The organism is Azospirillum sp. INR13 (assembly GCF_015390205.1).
In the GTDB taxonomy this organism is placed as follows: domain Bacteria; phylum Pseudomonadota; class Alphaproteobacteria; order Azospirillales; family Azospirillaceae; genus Azospirillum.
Map to the genome: position 1 here is coordinate 17,653 of NZ_VUOI01000002.1, position 21,425 is coordinate 39,077.

Annotated in this window: 10 protein-coding genes; 7 read left to right on the top strand and 3 right to left on the bottom strand. The window is 69.2% G+C overall.

Going from position 1 to position 21,425, the window contains the following annotated elements; translation table 11 throughout:
• Positions 1-66 precede the first annotated feature (66 nt).
• The 6 genes from F1643_RS01965 to F1643_RS01985 all read left to right on the top strand — a co-directional run bounded on the left by F1643_RS01965 (position 67) and on the right by F1643_RS01985 (position 7,098).
• Positions 67-2,535: a glycosyltransferase gene (locus tag F1643_RS01965; RefSeq protein WP_255542338.1), complete on the top strand. Its 2,469-nt coding sequence runs from the start codon at positions 67-69 to the stop codon at positions 2,533-2,535.
• Between the two features lie 41 nt (positions 2,536-2,576).
• Positions 2,577-3,290 (top strand): hypothetical protein, encoded by a 714-nt coding sequence (locus F1643_RS01970; RefSeq protein WP_194910215.1) that lies wholly within the window; start codon positions 2,577-2,579, stop codon positions 3,288-3,290.
• Between the two features lie 74 nt (positions 3,291-3,364).
• Entirely contained in the window at positions 3,365-5,077 is a 1,713-nt protein-coding gene (asnB, locus tag F1643_RS01975) for an asparagine synthase (glutamine-hydrolyzing) (RefSeq protein ID WP_194910218.1), read from the top strand.
• Positions 5,074-6,063, top strand: a complete 990-nt coding sequence (locus F1643_RS01980) for a glycosyltransferase (RefSeq protein ID WP_194910220.1) — start codon at positions 5,074-5,076, stop codon at positions 6,061-6,063. The genes asnB and F1643_RS01980 overlap by 4 nt, the downstream gene beginning before the upstream one ends.
• A 40-nt stretch (positions 6,064-6,103) precedes the next feature.
• Positions 6,104-6,337: a hypothetical protein gene (locus F1643_RS21985; RefSeq protein WP_255542310.1), complete on the top strand. Its 234-nt coding sequence runs from the start codon at positions 6,104-6,106 to the stop codon at positions 6,335-6,337.
• Positions 6,337-7,098: a TIGR00180 family glycosyltransferase gene (locus F1643_RS01985; RefSeq protein WP_255542311.1), complete on the top strand. Its 762-nt coding sequence runs from the start codon at positions 6,337-6,339 to the stop codon at positions 7,096-7,098. Before F1643_RS21985 ends, F1643_RS01985 begins: the two co-directional genes overlap by 1 nt.
• A gap of 12 nt (positions 7,099-7,110) precedes the next feature.
• On the opposite strand, the gene F1643_RS01990 is transcribed toward F1643_RS01985, so the two are convergent.
• Together F1643_RS01990 and F1643_RS01995 are read right to left on the bottom strand one after the other, a co-directional pair.
• Positions 7,111-10,149: a class I SAM-dependent methyltransferase gene (locus tag F1643_RS01990; RefSeq protein ID WP_194910222.1), complete on the bottom strand. Its 3,039-nt coding sequence runs from the start codon at positions 10,147-10,149 to the stop codon at positions 7,111-7,113.
• A 46-nt stretch (positions 10,150-10,195) separates the two neighbouring features.
• A complete protein-coding gene (locus F1643_RS01995; RefSeq protein WP_206692255.1) occupies positions 10,196-12,382 on the bottom strand; it encodes a tetratricopeptide repeat protein in 2,187 nt (728 codons plus the stop codon).
• A gap of 709 nt (positions 12,383-13,091) precedes the next feature.
• Here F1643_RS01995 and F1643_RS02000 point away from each other — a divergent pair.
• Positions 13,092-20,762 (top strand): calcium-binding protein, encoded by a 7,671-nt coding sequence (locus tag F1643_RS02000; RefSeq protein WP_194910231.1) that lies wholly within the window; start codon positions 13,092-13,094, stop codon positions 20,760-20,762.
• A gap of 205 nt (positions 20,763-20,967) precedes the next feature.
• Here the strand turns inward: F1643_RS02000 and F1643_RS02005 are convergent, their stop codons facing one another.
• On the bottom strand, positions 20,968-21,399 hold the full coding sequence (locus F1643_RS02005) for a hypothetical protein (RefSeq protein WP_014190079.1): 432 nt from the start codon (positions 21,397-21,399) through the stop codon (positions 20,968-20,970).
• Between the last annotated feature and the right edge of the window lie 26 nt (positions 21,400-21,425).

The window sequence follows — 21,425 nt, forward strand, 5'->3', positions numbered from 1 at the left end:
GGGCGGTCGGAGACTGTTCCGTCCGATACCGGCCCGCCTGATACTGGAGCGCGCACCTTGCGGCTGATGCAGATCCACACCTTCTACGATGCGTATCTCGGGACTTTCTATGAAAGGCGCCCGGAACTTCGTGATGCGCCCTTCGCGTCGCAGATCGGCGCCTTGCTGGAGGATGGGTTTTCCGGGTCGCATCTGGTGGCCCCGCATATGGGGCAGCTGGGCCACCAGACCCAGCTGGTCATCGCCAACTGCGTTCCGGCCCAGTTCCGTTGGGCGCAGGAGAACGGCGTTCCGGTCCCGCGCACCGGGGATGATCTGTACCGGCTGGTCGCCCGGCAGGTCGAAGCCTTCCGGCCCGAAATCCTCTACGTCACCGATCCGATCCTGTTCGACAGCCGCTTCCTGCGCGGGCTGTCCTGGAAGCCCCGCTTCGTCGCCGGCTGGCGGGCGGCCAGCATCCCCCAGGGCACCGACTGGTCGGCCTTCGACCTGATGCTGTCCAGCGACGAAGGATGCCGCCGGCGCGCGCTGGAACTGGGAGCCCGGGCGGTCGAGCCCTTCCGGGCCGGCTTCCCCGCTTTCCTGGCCGATGCGGTGGCGGATCAGCCCAAGCAATGGGACGTCGTGTTTTCCGGCCAGGGGTCCGCCGAGCATCTGGAGCGGCTGCGCGGTCTGGTCGCGGTCGCCCGCGCCTCCGACCGGGGACGGAATTTCAGCTTCGGCTGCTTCCTGGCCAACGCCGATCCGGCACTGCTGCCGGAGGAACTCCGCTTCCATCTCCAGCCGGCCGTCTGGGCGAAGGACATGCTGCGCACGCTGCGCAGCGGGCGGATCGTGCTGAATTCCCACATCGATCTGGTCGCCCACCGGGCCCAGAACATGCGCCTGTTCGAGGCGACCGGCGTCGGCAGCTTCTTGCTGACCGAGGAGAGCGACGCCCTGGCCGACCTGTTCGAGCCGGGGGTGGAGGTCGGCACCTACCGCGACCACGAGGATATGCTCCGCGCGATCCGTCATCATCTCGACAATCCAGAAGAGCGCGAGGCCATCGCGCGGCGCGGGCAGGAACGCTGCCTGCGCGATTACGGGATGGTGGTCTATGCCCGGAACTTCGACCGGCTGGTTCGCGACGGTCTGATGCGCCGGGACGCGGCGACAGCTGCCACTCCATCGCCTGTGCCCAATTTGTCGGTCGCGATCGTCAACAGCTTCGAGAATTTCGGCGGGGCGGCCCAGGCGGCCAACCGCCTGCACCGTGCGTTGCGTGCCGATGGGGTGGACAGCCGGATGCTCGTCCGCGAGCGGGCGACCGACGACCCCACCGTCATCCAGGCCGCTCCCACCGATCCGGCGGCACGGCAAGCCTTCGCCACCCGGTTCAGGGACCGTCTCGGCCCGTCCGCGGCGCTGCATATGCGTCCCGAGCGCGGCTATTTCAGCCTCGACATTGCCGAGCGCGGGGCATCGCTGCTCGCCGGCCTGACCGATGCCGCTCGCCCGCCCATCGATCTGGTCAACCTGCATTGGGTGGCCGATTTCCTCGATTGGGAGCTGTTCTTCCAGCCGGGCAACGCCGCCCGCCCGGTGGTCTGGACGCTGCATGACATGCGGCCCTTCACCGGCGGCTGCCATTATGCCTTCGACTGCAACGGCTTCACCGCCGGCTGTGGCCGCTGCCCGAACATCGATCCGAAGGATGGCAGTCCCAAGAATGGTTCGGGCGATCCGAACGACGCCACCCACCGGATGCTGGAGCGGCAGTGCGCCCTACTGGCAGGCTGGGGCGGCCATCTCCACCTCGTCGCCCCCAGCCGCTGGCTGGCCGGGGAGGCGGCGCGCAGCACCCTGTTCGCCGGGCGGCCGGTCTCCGTCATCCCCAACAGCGTCGACATCCAGGCCTTCCGGCCCATCGCCAAGGCGGAGGCGCGTGCGCGGCTGGGATTGCCCGCCGACGGTCGGCTGCTGCTGTTCGTCGGCCATGACGTGCTGGAGCCGCGCAAGGGCTACGGCCATCTGCGCCAGGCGCTGCCTGCGCTGTCCGGCGGTCCGGTCACCCGGCTGCTGACCGTCGGCAAGGGCCGCCCGCCGGCGGACTCGCCGATCCCGCACATGCATCTGAACGGCACGGACAGCAGCGAGACGCTCAATCTGGCCTATGCGGCGGCCGACCTCCTGGTGCTGCCGACGCTCCAGGATAACCTGCCCAACACCGTGCTGGAGGCTTTCGCGTCGGGTACGCCGGTCGCCGGCTTCGCGGTCGGCGGCGTGCCGGAACATGTCCTGCCCGACCGGACCGGCGCGCTGGTTCCCACCGGCGACGGCGCGGCCCTGGGCGCGCTTCTGCGCCGCCTCGTCGAGGCGCCGGACCATCTGGCCGAGCTCGGCCGGGAGGCGCGGAACCATGCCGAGCGTGAATTCGCCCCCGCCGTCCAGGCCCGGCGCTACCGCGACCTGTTCGCCGGCATCCTGGCGATGCAGGGCAAGGGACGGGATGCATCCCGTCCCTTGCCGATTCCCCATGATTGCCGCCCGTGATTGCCGCCTCTTGATTGCCGCGTGAGAAGGACCGATCCGCCATGGCCATTTCCCCACTGGAATACCGCTTCCTCCGCGTTGCCCATCAGAACGGATTTCTGCCGAAGCGGCCGGGGATCCTGGAGTTCGGCGAGACCGAGACGCTGGGGCTGAACATCGTGGATGTGATCGCCGATCAGGCGCTCGTTCCCGACGATGCGGTGCGCGCCTCCCTGACCGACCGCGCCCGGCGGCTGACGGCCGGGCCGGGGCCGAATTTCGCGGCGGCGAAGCTGCTGTACGAGGCGCTCTATGCGCCGTCCTCCTACACCGCCGTCGATCTGCACGGCACGCCCGACGCGATCCGGGCCGACCTCAACCGTCCGCTGTCGCTCGACCGCCAGTATGACCTCTGCGTCAACAACGGCACCTCCGAGCACATCTTCAACCAGTTCCAGTTCTACAAGACCGTCCATGACCACACCCGTGCCGGCGGGACGATGATCCATTGGACGCCGACCTTTGGCTGGGCCAATCACGGGCTCTACAATGTGCAGCCGGGCTTCTTCTTTGATCTGGCCTACGCCAACGGCTACGAGGTGGTCATGATCTGCCTCGGGACCGACCGCAACCTGTACCGCCTGACCGACGGGAACATCGGTCCCAATCTGGTGGCGCGCTATCCGGACATGAGCAACGCCCTGACCTTCGCGCTTCTCCGCAAGACCTCCGAGGCGGACTTCCAGGCGCCGCAGCAGGGCTGCTACCGCCAGTAATCCATACGTCCACCCCACCTCCACCCCGGCCGGGCTGCGGCCGGGCGGCGGAGGTCTCTAGGAGGCCATCGGCCATGTGCGGCATCGTCGGAATTCTGAACCGCTCGGCCCCCATCGACCAGCAGGAGCTGCTGCGCTTCACCGACATGCTGACGCATCGCGGCCCGGACGGCCGCGGCGCGCTGGTCGACGCCAATCTGGGGCTTGGGCATCGCCGGCTGGCCATCCTCGACCTCAGCCCGGACGGGCGAAACCCGATGCCCTATGGCGGCGCCGACGGGCAGCGTTACTGGATCACCTACAACGGCGAGGTCTACAACTTCCTGGAACTGCGGACCGAGCTGGAGGGGCTGGGCCACGTCTTCCGCACCGGCACCGACACCGAGGTGGTCGCCGCCGCCTATGTGCAGTGGGGCGAGGACTGCCTGCTGCGCTTCAACGGCATGTGGGCCTTCGCCATCTGGGACCGCGAGGAGCGCTCCCTGTTCCTGGCCCGCGACCGCTTCGGCATCAAGCCGCTCTATTACTGGAACGGCCCGTCGCGCTTCGCCTTCGCATCGGAGATGAAGGCTTTCCCCGCGCTGGACGGCTTCGAGGCGAGGCTGGACGAGGAGGCGGCGCGGCTGTCCCTCGCCAACGCCCAGGCCGCAGAGGGCACCCGGACGGCGGCGATCCTGCGCGGGATCGAACGGCTGCCCGCCGGCTGCACGCTCAGGATCCGGGCTGGCGAGGCGCCGGTTCTCCGCCGCTGGTGGAACACCCGCGACCATCTCGTCGCCGTTCCGAGGCGCTATGAGGAGCAGGTCGAGATGTTCCGCGGCCTGTTCCTCGACGCGGTGCGGCTGCGGCTGCGCAGCGACGTGGCGGTGGGCACCTGCCTGTCGGGCGGCGTGGATTCCAGCGCCATCGCCTCGGCCATGGCCCATGTCGCCGGCCAGCCGGCGGGGGGCGGGACCCGCAATGCGCCGGACTGGCGGCATGCCTTCATCGCCTGCTTCCCCGGCACCATGCTCGACGAGCGGGTCTATGCCGACATGGTGGTCGAGCACACCGGCGCCATCGCCCATCACTGGAATTTCGACCAGAACGACGCGCTCGGCCACATCGTGGATTCGGTCTGGGCCACCGAGGATCTCTATCCCGGACTGACCGTGCCGATCTGGTCGATCTACCGCGAGATGCGGCGGGGCGGCGTCACCGTGTCGCTCGACGGGCATGGCGGCGACGAACTGCTCGGCGGCTACACCTGGTATCTGGACTGGCCGATGAACCAGCTCAACGACGGCCTGTACCAGGACTTCCACGCGACGCTCCTTCCCTCCATCCTGCGGAATTTCGACCGCTGCTCGATGGCGCACGGCATCGAGGTGCGTATGCCGCTGATGGACTGGCGGCTGGTCTGCATGGGCTTTTCCCTGGGGGCGGAGGCCAAGATCGGCGGCGGCTACACCAAGCGGGTCCTGCGCGACGCCATGGCCGGGCTGATGCCCGACACCGTCCGGAAGCGGCGGTCCAAGCTGGGCTTCAACAGCCCGATGATCGAATGGCTGAACGGGGGGATGTCCAACCTCGTCCGCGAGGTCGTCACCCACCGGCTGTGGCGGGAAAGCCCGTTCTGGGACGGGCCGGGGCTGGGCGACGCCATCCTGCGCAAGACGGCGGCGAAGGCGTGGACCGTCGATGACTGGGCGACGGCCCTGTCGGTGTGGACGATGATGAATCTGGTGATCTGGCAGATCCTGTTCGTCGAGCGGGCAGGCAAAAGCCTGAATGGGAGACGTCCATGAGGATCCTGCAGGTCGTCGAAGAGACCGGCCCCGAAGCCGGCCCCGAAGCCGGTATGGCAGCCGATGCGCCGTTCCCGATTTCCGCCCTGGCTGAGTTGGGGTACGAGGTCGACCGGTGCCTTGCCGCTCTCCCCGGCGGCGAGGAGCCGCCTGCATTGCGGATCGCGCGCCTGCGGCCCGATGTCCTGTGGATCGGGGATGCCCTGAGGACCGATCCTCGCCTTCTGTCCGTTTCGGAGCCGTCGTCCCAGCCATGGCGCCCCCGCCTGACCGTCGGTTGGGCCGCGGCGGCCCCGGCTCCGGGAACCGACTGGAGCGGCTTCGACCTGATCCTCAGCGGCGATCCGCTCTGTCTGGAACAGGCGGTCGCGCTGGGTGCGGGCCGTGCCGTCCGCTTCCATCCCGCCTGCCTGCCCCGCCCGCCGGAAACGGAGCCCTCCAGCCGGCGCTGGGACATCGTCTTCCGGGGAGCCGTGGATCCGAAGGGGGGAAGCGGCCTCGACTGCCTGCGGGAACTGGCCAAGGCGCCGCTGGGGTTCCGGGGGGAATGCGACCCCACCTTCTTCCTGAGCGGAGACGGCCTTGGCGACCTGCCGGCCGGCCTGCATCTCTATGACCAGGGGGAACTCGCCGACCGCGACCTGCCGGGGGTGATGGCCGACAGCCGGATGGCCCTGCTTCTCCGCGACCAGCCGCCGGCGGAGGCCGAGCCCTTCGTCGTCGCGGCCCTGTCCGCCGGCACGCTGCTGCTGGCGGAGCAGGGATCGGTGGCCGAACGCCTGTTCGAACCGGACCGGGACTTCCTCCGCTTCACCGGTCCGGCGGGACTGCTCGACCTTCTGTACCGCCATCGGGAGGGAGGCGAGGCAGCCGGGGCGATTACGGGCCGGGCCGCGCTGCGCTGCGCCGAGCGGTACGGGGCGGCGGCCCGCGCCGCGGAGTTCGCCGCCCTGCTGGAGGCCATCGCGGGACCGTTCCTCCGCTGAACCGTCCTCAACGCTTCCGTAAGACCGGATTGTGCCATCCATGCTGCCGATCACTATCCTGATCCCGACGATGAACCGCCCGGATTATCTGCAGCGGGCCCTGGCCTATTATCGGGAAGCGGGATTCGACGGCTGTATCCTGATCGGCGATTCCAGCGAGGGGAGGCCGCCGATCGTGTCCGGGCGCTTGCCGAGCATTTCTGCCGTGGCGGTTACCGGATCCGCCTGCTCCATTTTCCGCGCTCCGTTCCGCTGGGCGGCGTCTGGCGGGTGATGGCGGCGGCGGTGGATACGAAATACGTTACCTTCGCCGGGGACGACGATCTCCAGATTCCCGGCTCGCTGCGCGCCGGTCTTGCATTTCTCGAGAATGAGCCAAGCTATGCCGGGGCCAAATGCGTGATGGTGGAGGTGTGGACCGGACAGGCCAGCCCCCATGGGGAGATCGTCGGCGCCTATCTGACCCCGTTCCCCGACTATGACATCGACAGCGCCCTGCAGCGGTTCGTCACCTATTCTCAGATGGCGCTCAGCGTCCAGTACGGCATCTATCGGACGGAGGTGTGTCGGGTGGCCTACGAGTTGGTCCCGGAACCCTATCTGCCTTATTTCAGCGAAGAGTTCATCCCCTGCTCGGTCAGCGCCGTGCTGGGAAAGGTGAAGTCGCTGCCCAATTTCGGAACCGTTCAGCAGGTCGACGGATCAGGTGGCGTGTGGAGGCGGCAGACCATATTCGATCTGATCCGCACACCCGAATGGCCGGTGGTGTCACGCCTCTTCCAGGCAAGGCTGGCGGAACTGCTCACCAGGATCGACCGTATCGTGCCGCCCGATGCCGAACGCCTGACCGAGCGGGTCCTGTGGTGGCACGTGAACATGTTGATGAACCACCAATACAACAAGAAGCACGAGGAGCAGCCCGAACAGGAACGGGAGAATAGTCCCGACCTTCTCACCGCTTTGGACCGCTCGCAGGAATTCGCCCTGGTCCGGGATGTCTTCCGCCGCAGGCGCGACATCCCTTTCCAGGCCTGACACACCCGGTCTTTACCGCACCCGCACCCAGGCTTGGTAGAGACCGCCGAAGATCATCGGGTGCTCCGCCTCCAACCGGTCCCAGCGGGCGAGCGAGGTCATCGCCGGGTCCTCGGGGAAGCGCTTGCGGTAGAGCGCCGCCACCGCCGGATCGGCCAGCCGGAAGCCCAGGAACTCCAGACCCAGCGTCTCCAGCGCGCCGGCCAGCCAGGGCAGGGTGACGTGCAGCTCGTGGACATGCATCAGCAGGTCGCGGCAGGCGCTGGTGCCGTAGAAGTCCGGGGAGTGGACGACGGCGCGCGCCGGATGGTCGGCCGGCAGCCCCAGGATGTCGCTGCGGACCCGCCGGATGCCGTCCAGGGTCGGCGGGTGGCCGCGCTCGGCGATGAAGGCGCGGGCGGCCAGGATCGGCCGGCGGGCCGCGGCGCTGTAGAACCCCACCTCCATCACGCCGTGCGGCCGCATCAGTCCGCGCAGCACGCGCAGGCCCGCCATCGGGTCTTCCATGTGGTGCAGCACGCCGACGCTGTGCACCACGTCGAAGCGGCGGCCCAGCGCGCCCAGCTCCAGGAGGTCGGCCTGGGCGAACTCGATGGATTTCAGCCCCAGCCGCCGGCTCTGCCGCGTGGCGTAGGCAAGGCTGCGGCGGCTGAGGTCGACCGCCAGGACCTTTGCGTTCTTCAGGGTGGAGGCGGCCCACACCGCCTCGCGCCCGGTGCCGCAGCCGGCGACCAGCACCTCCGGCGCCTCCCAGCCCGGCGCGTCCCAGGCCGGGGAGGCGGGCAGGGCGGCATGCGGGAACAGGGCGTGCAGGAAGCGGGGCAGCGGCACCGGCTCCGGCAGCAGGCCGGTGGTCATCCAGCGGGGATAGGGGTTTTCCTCGTACTGGGCGCGGACGCCGACCGACACCGGGTTGCTGATCGCGGTCAGCGTCGGCAGTTCGGCCTGGATCGCCGCCTCGGCCAGCGGTTCGGCGACCTGCCGGTTCAGCAGCCGGGCGATCTCCTCGGGCCAGGACAGGGCCTGCAGGGCGCCCGCCCGTTCCCAGCGGTACAGCGGCCGGTAGGCGCCGAGCAGGGCGATCAGCACCGCCGGCGGCTGCTCGTTTCGATCCAGCGCCGCTTCCGCCGCGCGGACCAGCACCGCCAGAACCTGGAACTCGCCCTCGGTCTCGGCGAAGACATACTCGTTGAGGAAGCACTGCTCGGCGATCGCCGCGCACAGGGCGCGCCAGGCCGGTCGGTCGGGCAGGCCGGGGCCGGTCAGCGCCAGCATCAGCACCCGGCGCAGCCGGGTCATTGCCCGTTCCAGCACCGGATCGCAGATCGGGGCGGCGCGCAGATGGGCCAGCAGCAGCGGGTCCTCCGCCAGCCCGGCGAGCGAGCCGTCGGCCAGCAGAGTGCGGCTGGCCTCGTCCAGGGCAGGCCCGCCATCCTCCGGCAAGGCGGCGAGATGGCACAGGATGGGCGAGGCCATCAACACGCCGGCGATGGCGCGCGCCAGCCCGGCGCTCTCCACCTCCGGCCGGCCGAGCGCCGTCAGCAGATCGGCGCGCAGGCTCTCGTCAGGGTCCGGCGGAGCGGCGTCGCGCAGCGCCTCGGCGAAGGCGATCCAGTTGCGCGGCACGTCGGGGGCGAGGCGGATCGCCTTGCGGACATAGGGCAGGGCCTGGTCGCGCCAGCCGCCTTGAAGGAACAGCGCGGCGATGCCGAAGCACAGCTCCGCGTCCTCCGGTGCGGTGCGGGCGATGCCGAAGGCTTCGGCCTCCGCCTCGGCGGTGCGGCCGGCGGCGACCAGCAGCGACAGCAGGGCGCGGCGCAGCGGCAGGGGAAGCGGCTGGTTGGCCGGCCGGCCGGCGGTGGCGCGGCGCAGCTCCTCGATGGCGGTGTCCGGGTTGCCGGTTTCCTGGTGCAGGCGGGCGAGGTTGTTGTGGACCTCCGGCAGGTCGGGGAACAGGCGCAGAGCCTCGCGGTAGGCCTCCAGCGCGCCCGCGGCATCGCCGCCGGTCTGCAGGGCGGCGCCCAGATTGGCCAGCAGCGGCGTCCGGCCGGGATCGTCCGGGTTGGCGATGCGGGCCAGCCCGTCGCGGCAGACGGTTGCCGCCTCCTGCCAATGGCCGGCGACGCGCAGGCTGTCGGCCAGCCGCAGCCGGGCGTCGAGATGGCCCGGATCGACCGCCAGCACCCGGTGGAAGGCGGCGATCGCCGATTCCGGCTGGCCGGCGCGGTGGTGCAGGGTGCCGAGCAGGTGCAGGGTTCCGGCCAGACGCGGACGCAGCGCCACCGCCTGTTCGGCCTGCTCCAGCGCCTCCTCGTCGCGGCCCAGCCGGGCGAGCAGCGAGGCATGGTTGCCCAGGATCTCCGGCAGGACCGGCCGGTGGGACAGTGCGCGGCGGAACAGCGCCTCGGCCTCCTCGGCCCGGCCTTCCAGCATGCGGACCAGCGCCAGGGTGCCCAGCGTCTCGGCCTGTGCCTGACGGAGCGATTGCGCCGGCTGGGCGGTACCGTCGGCAAGACGCAGGGCCGCGTCGCAGGCAGCCGCCGCTTCGGCCAGCTGGCCGCGCCGCAGCCGGGCGAGCGCCTGCGCACGGTGGGCCTGGATGGTGGCCTGGATGGAGGACTGGTCTGCCGCCGTCTCGCCCGGCGCTCCGCTCTCCGATCGCCTCAGCGCCTCGGCGGCAGCGGTATAGCCGTCGTCGATACGCCCGGCGGCGATGAATGCGAGGGCCAGAACGCTCCAGCCCTCGGGCCTGCCCGTCTGCGCCCGCACCGCCGCTTCCGCCCAGGCCACGGTCTCGGCCGGCCGGCCCAGGATGCGGGCGGCCTCGGCCAGCGACAGCAGCCCGGCCGCATCGGCCGGCGGGTTGCCGCACAGCGCGCGGTAGGGGCCCTCCGCCTCCTCCGGACGGCCGGACCGGCACAGCTCCAGAACCTGCGACAGGCGCTGTTCCAGGGTATGACGCTCGGAGGCCCGCTGCTCCGGACCACCATGTTCCGGGGTGCTCCGGTCGGTCGGCTGGCTGGCGGTCCCGGTGGCGGTTTCGGCGGTCATGGAGCAGGACCCTTGGGCTGGAGGAAGTGAGGGCGGCCGGTGGCGATCAATAGGCCTGGTAGGACTTTTCCTCGACCAGTTCGGAGCCGAGCAGACCGTTGAGTTCGCGCTTCAGCGCCGCGCGGCGGTCGTTGGTGTGGTAGACCTGCCGGGCCAGCTCGACGAAGCGCGGGCCGAAATCTTTGGCGCGCTCGCAGTCGCGGATCTCGTCCTCGACCTCCCACAGGGTGGTGTTGACGGCGCGCAGCTCGTCGATCAGCACCGCGACCTCCGCACGCGCGGTGTCGGCCTGCGCCGCCACGGCGACCAGCGCCTCGCGCTCGCGCCGGACGTTGGCCAGCTTGTCGGCATCGGCGATGCGCTCGGCCTTGATGTCGAGGATGGTGATCTTGTCCAGCAGTTCGCCCCAGGAGACGGGCGCCAAAATCGGCATGTCGGAAGGTCCGGTTCGGGGGTGGGGGGAAGACGCGGCGCGTTGGCGGAGCGCCTGCTCCAGGCGGTCCAGGGCGTTTTCCCAGGAGCCGGGCCGGTCCTGGCGGAACAGGCGCATGGTCGGGTACCAGGGGCTGTCGTCGCGGTCGAGCATCCAGCGCCAGTCGGGGGCGAAGGGAACCATCACCCAGACCGGGACGCCGAGCGCGCCGGCGAGATGGGCGACGGAGGTGTCGACGCAGACGACGAGGTCGAGGCCGGCCATGATGGCGGCGGTGTCGGCGAAGTCGTGGATGTCGGGCGACAGGTTCAGCAGGGGGAAGCCGCCGGGCGGATTGGCGGCCTGACCCTCGGTCGGTCCCTTCTGGATGGAGACGAGGCTGACGCCGGGAATGGCGGCCAGCCTTGCGAAGGGCGCCAGCCCGATGGAGCGGTTCTTGTCGTTGCCGTGGCTCGGCGATCCCGCCCAGACGATGCCGACCTTCAGGCCGCTCCCGTCCTTTGCCAGCCCCTTCAGCCGCTCGCCCCAGCGTGCCGCCAGATCGGGCTCCGCCGTCAAATAGGGGACACGGTGCGGGATGGTGTCCATCTGGGTCCCGAACACCTCGCCCAGGCTCAGCATCGGCAGGTGCAGGTCGAAGGCGTCGGTGGGAAGCTGGCCGCTGACGAAGCGCTCCACGCCGGGCAGCCCGGCCATCACCCGTTCCAGCGCGGCCGGCAGGCCCAGGATCACCCGGCCGCCGCGCGCCGCCACCAGGGGGACGTAGCGGCAGAACTGCAGGGCGTCGCCCAGCCCCTGTTCGCCATGCAGCAGGATGCGGCGGCCCTCCGGCGGCTCACCGTTCCAGCGCGGCCTGGTGGGCATGGCGGCGTGAGTGGGGGCGTCCTTGCAGCGCAGCCGCCATTCATACTCGCGCCAGCCCTCCTCGAAGCGGCCGGCGACGAGCAGCGCCATGCCGAGGTTGCGGTGGGCGTCCGGCCCGGCGGGATCGATGACGGTGGCGCGGCGGAATTCGGTGATGGCTTCATCAAGCCGGTTCTGGTTCAGGCGCGCGTTGCCATGGTTGGCATGGCCGCCGGTGAAGCCCGGATCGATCGCGACGGCACGGGCATGGGCGCGCGCCGCCTCCTCCAGCAGGCCGCACCCCTGCAGGGCGAGACCGAGGCTGGTGTGCCCCGCGGCAAAATACGGATCCAACGTCACGGCGCGTCGGTGCCAGGCCATCGCCTCGCCCTGCCGGTCCAGCCCGCGCAGCGCGATGCCCATATTGTTGCAGGCGGCGATGTGGGTGGGGTCGATGGCAAGCCCGCGGCGGTAGGCGGCGACGGCGCCGTCCAGATCTTCGCGTTCCTGAAGGACGTTGGCCAACCCGTTGTGGCCTTCCGCCGCCATCGGATTGGTGCGGACCGCAAGGCGGTAGGCGCGTTCCGCCTCGGCGGAGCGGCCCTGCGTGCGATACAGCCCGCCCAGGTTCTCATAGGCGGCGGTCAGATCCGGCCGCAGGGCGATGGCGCTGTGGTAAGCCGTGGAGGCAGCCCCATGTCCGTGGTCGCGCAGCATGTTGCCGAGGTTGAGGCGCGGCTCGGCCATGTCGGGGGAAATGCGCAGCGAACGGGCCAGCAGGCGCAGCGCGGCGTGCAACTGCCCGCTGCGCCGGGCGACGAGCCCCAACAGATGCAGGGCGTCCGTCTGGTCGGGCGTGACCTCAAGAATGCGGCGGTAGACCTTCGCGGCAACGGCAAGCCGGCCGCTCTGGTGATGCTGCACGGCGGCTGCGAGCGCTTCCTGAATGGTTACCATGCTCGATCGATCGTCCCTGCCCTCGTTCCCGCCCCCCTGGGCGTTCGGCCGCCGCAACGGAATAGCGGGTGTTGCCGAATTCTCCAAGCCCATCCTTGTCGCAGTGATGAACGAAAGACAGTCTGCGTTATAAGCCTGTAGCAAAAGCACCCCGAAATGGCCGAGCCGAAGCTTGACACCAAGTCATCCGGATGTTCGCCACTGTACAGTCGATTCGAGGACAGGTGCTCTTCCCTTCCCGGAAGAGGGGGCGGCCGCTCGGCCGAATGGCGGAAGCGGCAACTTCGAAACCGCCTGTTGCGGATCGGCCATACCGCCCGTTTTGCAAGCTATCACAAAGGTTTGTTGGGTCTGATCACGAAGGTCGATCAGCCCTTCTTGCGAGTGCCCGCGAGATGGGGCTCTTCGTCCTACCCACTTTGGCAGAAACGCGTTGCTTTAGGTCGGTTCCTTCGGATAACAAGGTCACGGTGTGTTAGCTCGTGCGAGGGCTGAGTCTGCCTGCCCTCAGCCATGCACGAGCTGGCCATCAAAGAATGGTTCATCCGCCGGCGAACCAAACCTGAAGGGGATCAGTATGGCTGGAACTACTCTAACAACGGGCTCCACTCTAACTATATCGTCAGCGACGTACGATACAATCATCGGTAGTGGCAGCACCGATGTCATCACGATCGCGACGGGCGGCAGCACGCTGTCGATCTCGGCGTTGGAGACCCTGATCGGTTCGACCGACATCGACTTCATCACTCTGACTGCCGGTTCGACCCTTCAGGTTTCGCTGCTGGAAACCCTGGTGGGCAGTGGTGCGTCCGACGTCGTGTCCGTGGGCACGTCGGGTTCCACGATGCTGGTGAGCCTGCTTGAGACGATCACCGGCGGCGTCGGCACCGACGTCATCACGGTCGGCACGACCGGCGCCACGATGCTGGTGAGCCTGCTTGAGACGATCACCGGCGGCGTCGGCACCGACGTTGTCACGCTCAGCACCTCGGGCAACACGCTGACCGTCGGCGCGATCGAGACGCTGACCGCGGGCGCGGGCACCGACGTCATCACGCTCGGCACCACCGGCAGCACGCTGACGGTCAACGCCGTCGAGACGCTGACCGGCGGCACCGGCACCGACGTCGTCTTCCTCGGCAGCTCCGGCAACAGCATCCTGGTTTCGGGGATCGAGTCCTTGGCTGGCAACGTCGGCACCGACGTCGTCACGCTCGGCACCTCGGGCAACACGATGCTGGTCACCGGGCTCGAGACCCTGACCGGCGGTGTCGGCACCGATGTCGTCACGCTCGTCAACACCGGCACCGCGACGCTGACGATCACCGGCATCGAGACCCTGACGGGCGGGGCCGGTACCGACATCATCATCCTGGGTTCCGCTTCCAACACGCTGACCGTCGGCGCGATCGAGACGCTGACCGCGGGCGCGGGCACCGACGTCATCACGCTCGGCACCACCGGCAGCACGCTGACGATCAACGCCGTCGAGACGCTGCTCGGCGGTGTCGGCACCGACGTCGTCATCCTCGGCGCGGCCTCCAACACGGTGACCGTCCAGGCGATCGAGACGCTGACCGCGGGCACGGGCTCCGACGTCATCACGCTCGGCACCACCGGCAGCACGCTGCTGATCAACCTTGTCGAGACCCTGACGGGCGCGGCCGGCACCGACGTCGTCACCCTGGGCGCCGGGGGCAACACCATCCTGGTGGCTGGCCTTGAGACCCTGACCGGTGGTGCGGTCTCCGACTTGGTCTTCCTCGGTTCGGCCGGCAACACGCTGACCCTGTCGGGGGTCGAAACCCTGGTTGGCGGTTCGGGCACCGACGTCGTCACCATCGGCACCACCGGCGCCACCCTGCTGGTCCGTGGCGTCGAAACGCTGACGGGCGGTCTCGGCACCGACGCCATCACCCTTGGCGACACCGGCAACACGCTGACCGTCGGCTCCATCGAGACGCTGACCGGCGGCGCCGGCACCGACGTCGTCACCATCTCCACCACCGGCGCCACCCTGCTGGTCTCGGGTCTGGAGACGCTGACGGGCGCGGCCGGCACCGACGTCGTCACCCTGGGCTCCTCGGGCAACACCGTCCTGGTGGCTGGCCTCGAGACCCTGACCGGTGGCGCGGGCTCCGAACTGGTCCTGCTCGGCTCGGCCGGCAACACGCTGACCCTGTCGGGGGTCGAAACCCTGGTTGGCGGTGCGGGCACCGACGTCCTCACCATCGGCACCACCGGCACCACCCTGCTGGTCCGCGATGTCGAGACGATCACCGGCGGTCTCGGCACCGACGCCATCACGCTGGGCAACACCGGCAACACGCTGACCGTTGGTGGCATCGAGACGCTGACCGGTGGTACGGCGCTCGACGTCGTCACGCTCAGCACCACCGGCAGCACGCTGCTGGTCAACGCTGTCGAGACCCTGACGGGCGCGACCGGCACCGATGTCGTCACCCTGGGCGCCTCGGGCAACACCATCCAGGTGTCGGGCCTCGAGACCCTGACCGGCGGCGCGGGTTCCGATCTGGTCTATTTCGGCACGACCGGCAACACGCTGCTGGTTTCGGGCGCCGAGATCCTGATCGGCGGCACCGGCACCGACGTCGTCACCCTGGGCACCGCGGGCAACACGGTCCTTCTGCGCGGCCTTGAGACCCTGACGGGCGCGGCCGGCACCGACGCCATCACTCTGGGCGACACGGGCAACACCCTGCTGGTTTCGGGTCTGGAGACCCTGACCGGCGGTTCGAGCAGCGATGCCGTCACGCTGGGCACCTCGGGCAACACCCTGCTGGTCTCGGCTCTGGAGACCCTGGCCGGTGCGGCCGGTACCGACGTCGTCACCCTGGGTGGCGCCGGCAACACCGTGCTGGTTTCCTCGCTGGAGACCCTGACGGGCGGTGCGGGCACCGACGCGATCTCTCTCGGCACCTCGGGCAACACCCTGCTGGTCTCTGGTCTGGAGACTCTGACGGGCGCGACCGGTACCGACGTCGTCACCCTGGGCTCGGCCGGCAACACCCTGCTGGCTTCGTCGCTGGAGACGATCACCGGCGGCACGGGTTCCGATCTGGTCTTCCTCGGCGCTTCGGGCAACACCCTGCTGGCGTCCGGGCTCGAGTTCCTGATCGGCGGCGCGGGCACCGATGCCGTCACGCTGGGTTCGGCCGGCAACACCGTCGTCGTCCGTGGTCTGGAGACCCTGACCGGCGCCGCTGGCACCGACGCGATCACCATCGGCGACACCGGCACCACCATGCTGGTTTCCTCGCTGGAGACCCTGACCGGCGGTCTGGGCAGCGATGCCATCACGCTGGGCACCGCGGGCAACACCCTGCTGGTTTCGGGTCTGGAGACCCTGACCGGTGCTACCGGCACCGACGTCGTCACCATCGGTTCGGCCGGCGGTACGATGCTGGTTTCGAGTGTCGAGACGCTGGTCGGCGGCACGGGCTCCGAGCTGGTCTATCTCGGCACGGCTGGCAACACGATCTCGGTGTCGGGCGTCGACATCCTGATCGGCGGCGTCGGCACCGACGTGGTGACCTTCGGCTCGGCCGGCAACACGCTGCTGCTGCGCGGCATCGAGACGCTGACCGGTGGTGTCGGCACCGACATCCTGACGCTCGGCGACACCGGCAACACCGCTACGGTCTCGCTGTTCGAGACGGTCATCGGCGGTACCGCCACCGATGCCATCACGCTCGGCACCGTCGGCAACACGCTGTTCGTCTCCCTCGTCGAGACGCTCACCGGCGCGGCCGGCACTGACGTCATCACCATCGGTTCGGTCCTCGGCAACACCATCCTGGTGTCGAGCATCGAGACCCTGACCGGCCAGGCCGGTAACGATGTCGTCCGTCTGGGCACCTCGGGCAACACCATGACCGTCTCGCTGCTCGAGACGATCACCGGTGGTGCCGGCACCGACGTCGTCACCCTCGGCTCGGTCGGCGGCACGCTGCTGGCTTCGTCGCTGGAGACGATCACCGGCGGCACGGGTTCCGATCTGGTCTTCCTCGGCTCGACGGGCAACACCCTGCTGGCGTCCGGGCTTGAGTTCCTGATCGGCGGCGCGGGCACCGACTCCGTCACGCTGGGTTCCGCCGGCAACACCGTCGTCGTCCGTGGTCTGGAGACCCTGGCCGGCGCCGCTGGCACCGACGTGATCACCATCGGCGACACCGGCACCACCATGCTGGTTTCCTCGCTGGAGACCCTGACCGGCGGTCTGGGCAGCGATGCCATCACGCTGGGCACCGCGGGCAACACCCTGCTGGTTTCGGGTCTGGAGACCCTGACCGGTGCTACCGGCACCGACGTCGTCACCATCGGTTCGGCCGGCGGTACGATGCTGGTTTCGAGTGTCGAGACGCTGGTCGGCGGCACGGGCTCCGAGCTGGTCTATCTCGGCACGGCTGGCAACACGATCTCGGTGTCGGGCGTCGACATCCTGATCGGCGGCGTCGGCACCGACGTGGTGACCTTCGGCTCGGCCGGCAACACGCTGCTGCTGCGCGGCATCGAGACGCTGACCGGTAACGTCGGCACCGACGTCCTGACGCTGGGCGACACCGGCAACACCGCGACGGTCTCGCTGTTCGAGACGGTCATCGGCGGCACCGCCACCGATGCCATCACGCTCGGCACCCTCGGCAACACCCTGCTGGTCTCGGGTCTGGAGACCCTGACGGGCGCGGCCGGCACCGACGTGGTCACCCTGGGCTCGGTCGGCAACACCCTGCTGGCTTCGTCGCTGGAGACGATCGCCGGCGGCACGGGCACCGACGTCATCCGCCTCGGCACCTCGGGCAGCACTCTGCTGGTCTCGGGTCTGGAGACGCTGACGGGCGCGGCCGGTACCGACGTCGTCACCCTGGGCTCGGTTGGCAGCACGCTGCTGGCTTCGTCGCTGGAGACGATCACCGGCGGCACGGGCTCCGATCTGGTCTTCCTCGGCTCGGCGGGCAACACCCTGCTGGCTGGCGGGCTTGAGTTCCTGATCGGCGGCGCGGGCACCGATGCCATCACGCTGAGCACCACCGGCAACACCGTCATCGTCCGTGGTCTGGAGACCCTGGCCGGTGCGGCTGGCACCGACGTGGTCACCATCGGCGACACCGGCACCACCATGCTGGTTTCCTCGCTGGAGACCCTGACCGGCGGTGCGGGCAGCGATGCCATCACGCTGGGCACCTCGGGCAACACCCTGCTGGTCTCGGGTCTGGAGACCCTGACCGGTGCGGCCGGCACCGACGTCGTCACCCTCGGCTCGGTCGGCGGCACGCTGCTGGCTTCGTCGCTGGAGACGATCACCGGCGGCACGGGTTCCGATCTGGTCTTCCTCGGCTCGACGGGCAACACCCTGCTGGCGTCCGAGCTTGAGTTCCTGATCGGCGGCGCGGGCACCGACTCCGTCACGCTGGGTTCCGCCGGCAACACCGTCGTCGTCCGTGGTCTGGAGACCCTGGCCGGCGCCGCTGGCACCGACGTGATCACCATCGGCGACACCGGCACCACCATGCTGGTTTCCTCGCTGGAGACCCTGACCGGCGGTGCGGGCAGCGATGCCATCACGCTGGGCACCTCGGGCAACACCCTGCTGGTCTCGGGTCTGGAGACCCTGGCCGGCGCGGCCGGCACCGACGTCGTCACCCTGGGTTCGGTCGGCAACACCGTTGCGGTGACGCTGCTCGAGACCCTGACCGGTGGCGCCGGTTCGGATGTCGTCAGCCTGGGTACGGCCGGTACGACCATGACCGCGACGTCTCTGGAGACGATCACGGGCGGTGTCGGCACCGACGTCATCACCATCGGTTCGGCGGGTTCGACCTTCCTGGCCAACTCCCTCGAGACGATCACCGGCGCCGCTGGCACCGACCTGATCTTCCTGGGTTCGGTCGGCAACACGGTCCTGGCTTCGAGCATCGAGATCCTGGTCGGCGGCACCACCACCGACGTCGTGACGCTGGGTACCACCGGCAACACGATGATCCTCCGTGGTCTGGAGACCCTGATCGGTGCGGCCGGCACCGACGTGATCACCATCGGTGACACCGGCACCACCATGCTGGTCTCGGGTCTGGAGACCCTGGCCGGCGGTTTGGGCAGCGATGTCATCACGCTGAGCACGGCTGGCAGCACCATGCTGGTTTCGGGTCTGGAGACCCTGACCGGCGCGGCTGGCACCGACGTCGTCACCATCGGCTCGGCGGGTACGACCCTCCTGGCCAATGCGCTGGAGACGATCACCGGCGGCACCGGTTCGGAACTGGTCTTCCTGGGCTCGGCCGGTTCGACGGCCCTGGTGCAGGCGATCGACATCCTGATCGGCGGCACGGGCACCGACGCCATCACGCTGGGCTCGGCCGGCAACACGGTGCTGCTGCGCGGCATCGAGACGCTGACCGGTGGCACGGGCTCCGACGTCATCACGCTGGGCAACACCGCGAACTCGCTGCTCATCAGCGGGATCGAGACGCTGTTCGGCGGTTCGGCTTCCGACATCGTCACGCTGGGTACGGCGGGCAACACCCTGCTGGTGGCTGGCGTCGAGACGCTGGTCGGCGGCACGGGCACCGACGTCGTCACCATCGGCTCGGCCGGCGGCACTGTGCTGGCGCTCGGCATCGAGACGCTGATCGGCGGCACGGGGCTGGAGGTCATCTTCACCGGTTCGGCGGGTGCGACCCTGACCGTCTCGGGCGCGGACTACGTGATCGGCAACGCCGGCACCGACGTCCTGACCCTGGGCTCGGTCGGCAACACCACGACGATCCGCGGCATCGAGACGCTGATCGGCGATAGCGGCACCGACGTTGTGTTCCTGGGTGACACCGGCAACACGATGACGCTCGGCACCGGCATCGAGGTTCTGGTCGGCGGCGCGGCCACCGACGTGCTGAGCATCAGCACTTCGGGCGCCACCCTGCTGACCCGTGCGATCGAGACCCTGCTCGGTTCGACCGGCACCGACGTGATCACGCTCGGCGACACGCCGAACACGATCACCGTGACCGGCATCGACACCCTGACCGGCGGTGTGAGCACCGACGTCGTCTTCACCGGCTCCGCCGGCGTGACGATGACCGCTTCGGGCGTCGAGTTCCTGGTCGGCGGCACGGGCACCGACGTCGTCACCCTGGGCTCCTCGGGCAACACCGTCATCACCCGCGGCATCGATACGCTGTCGGGCGGTGCGGGCACCGACTGGGTGTTCCTGGGCGACACCGGCGTCACCATGGCGCTGGGTTCGGGCATCGAACTGCTGATCGGCGGCGCTGCCACCGACGTGGTCAACCTCGGTACCGTGGGCAGCACCCTGCTGACCCGCTCGGTCGAGACCCTGATCGGTGCGGTTGGCACCGACGTGATCACGCTGGGCGACACGGCCAACACGATCACCGTGTCGGGCATCGACACCCTGACCGGCGGTGCGAGCACCGACATCGTCTTCACCGGCGCGGCCGGCGTGACGATGCTGGCCTCGGGCGTCGAGTTCCTGGTCGGCGGCACCGGTTCGGACGTCGTGACCCTGGGTGCGTCGGGTAACACCGTCATCACCCGCGGCATCGACACCATGATCGGTGGTGCGGGCAGCGACCTGGTCCTGCTGGGTGACACCGGCGTGACCATGCGGGCCGAGAGCGGGATCGAGATCATCGTCGGCGGTGCGGCCACGGATGTGGTCAGCCTCGGCGACGGCGGCTCGACGGTTCTGCTGCGCGGCATCGAGACGCTGACCGGCGGCACCGGCAACGACGTGATCACCACCGGCGACACCGGCGTGACCATGTCGGTCTCGGGCGTCGAGACGCTGATCGGCGGCTCGGGCACCGATGCGATCACGGTGACCAGCGGGTCGATCCGCTTCCAGGGTGGTACTGGCGACAGCATCACTCTGGCGTCGGGCACCGATGCGGTCGTGTACTCGTCCTTCAGCGACATCGCGTCGCTGGGTGCGAACACCGGCTACATCTCGGTGTCGAGCTTCCAGTCGGGCACCGACAAGGTGCAGCTGACCGGTACGGCCCGGACCGATGCGGACAAGAACGGCGACGCGGCTCTGGCCACGGCGACCGCGGCGACCAACGGGGTGAGCATGACCAACGAACTGGTCAGCCTGTCCTCGGCGGTCAGCGGCAGCCTGACGGATGCCTCGCTGGCGAACTTCCGCACGGCTCTGGGTACGCTGACGAACTCGTCGGCTGGTGCGAGCACGCTGGTTCTGGCCAACAACGGCACCAGCTCCGCTCTGTACCAGGTGGTCGACACCGACGGGAACGGCCAGGTGGCCGCCACCGAGGTTCGCCTGCTCGGCGTGTACAACAGCACGGTGCTCTCGCTCTCCGACATCAACCTCGGTTGATCCGGCGACAAAGCATCGCGGTAAAAGGGAAGGGCGCCCGCAAGGGCGCCCTTTTCCTTTTGAGGATGATGCGGAGATTGGTTCTTCGCCTCAGCCATGCCGGGCCTGTCGGCAAAAAAGAAAAGGCGGCAACCGAGGAGACCGGTTGCCGCCTTTTTGCTTTACAGTTCCTCCCGTCGTCGCAAGGGAAAGGCGGGGGAGGGGATCAGTGGGCGGGCATGGCCGACAGGCGGTCGGTCATGCGCAGGATGCCTTGGGCAAGGCGGATGATGGCGGGCGAGCCGATGAACAGCTCGCGCAGGGCCGATCCCTCGCCGAAGCGGAGAACGAAGCCGTTCGGATTGAAGACCACCGCGACCTTGGTGGTTTGCGAGAGAACATGCTGGGTGCGCCCCTGGAAGACGGCGTCGAGGATCGACCGTGCCAGTTCACGCGCGTCCTCGATCTCCAGGCTGGCGATTTCCGGTCCCAGCCGGCTTTCATTGAAGTGGAAAACCCCCTCCATGCGGACGGCTTCGCCGCCTTCGGGCGTTTCGTCTTCGTGCAGGGTGATGTGGGACAGGAACTTGCCGTCCGGGAACAGGACGCTCCGGTCGTCCACCTCGATGTTGATGACGAGCTTGCTGGCGACGGCCATCGGAACTCCATAGGGGATGGGGGAGT